The 850-nt window shown below is 40.7% G+C and carries 2 protein-coding genes; one reads left to right on the top strand and one right to left on the bottom strand.

All coding sequences use genetic code 11. The features are described from left to right. On the top strand, positions 1-395 hold a 395-nt coding region (locus tag AC1DVH_RS31990), incomplete at its 5' end, for a glycosyltransferase (RefSeq protein ID WP_477757150.1). Here AC1DVH_RS31990 and AC1DVH_RS31985 read toward each other — a convergent pair. Beyond that, a partial coding sequence (locus AC1DVH_RS31985; protein ID WP_477757149.1) for a hypothetical protein occupies positions 392-850 on the bottom strand: 459 nt, incomplete at its 5' end. The genes AC1DVH_RS31990 and AC1DVH_RS31985 overlap by 4 nt on opposite strands.

Genomic DNA, 850 nt, shown 5'->3' with positions numbered 1-850 from the left:
CTTTGATTGGTCATGAAATAGCTCGTCAGATTCATTTTATTGGATTTCTCAATGAGGCCCAACGGAATGAAGCTTATCAACATGCATTGATGCTTGTCATTCCCTCCAGATCGGAAGCCATGTCACTTGTTGCTCTGGAAGCAGGAATCACAGGTTTGCCGGTATTGCTGACAAATACATGTGGCTTTGACGAAGTACAGACAATCAACGGGGGAAGAGTTGTCGAGCCGACAGCCGCTGGTATCAGTAGAGGGCTTCAGCTCATGCTTTCAGAGACCGACGATTTGACGCTTAAAGGGCAACGACTTAAGTCGTTTGTAATCGACCATTATAGTTGGCATGTAATTGTAACTAATATGGTCGATTATTTTGAAGGTTTTATTCAGGATAATTAGAGTGCTTGTTGATGTAAAGAGTTGATGGGATGCTTTTGTTTATTTAGTATCCATCTCAGCACAATTAACCCTATAAGAAAAGCGGTTATCTCAATCGCGAAAAAAAGAAACGCTCTGGGGAAATTAATTTGCACTGTCAAGTATGCCATTCCAACGCCAATAGTAGCGCTTGTCATAACATTATTCAGTAACCGTTTAGCGGCAAGCTCGATGCTATAACCCAAGAAGAATAATAGTGCCATGCCAGCAAAAAGCACGAGATGATTGCCGCTGTAATACAGTACTGCTATAGGACCAGGGATTGTCATGAATGTAAAATTTTCTAATCTTTCATACTGTGCATTAGATATTCGCTGATATATTGCTTGTGTGCCTTGTGCTGGATCTTCTTTTAAGCCTCTCATAAAAAGATCTAAATTCAGGTGATGATTGCTCGTTACTGCTAAAACTCCTTC

Source organism: Pseudomonas sp. P4_C3 (assembly GCF_056402075.1).
Note: the sequence above shows the minus strand (reverse complement) of the source record. Positions and strands in the feature narration are given on the sequence as shown.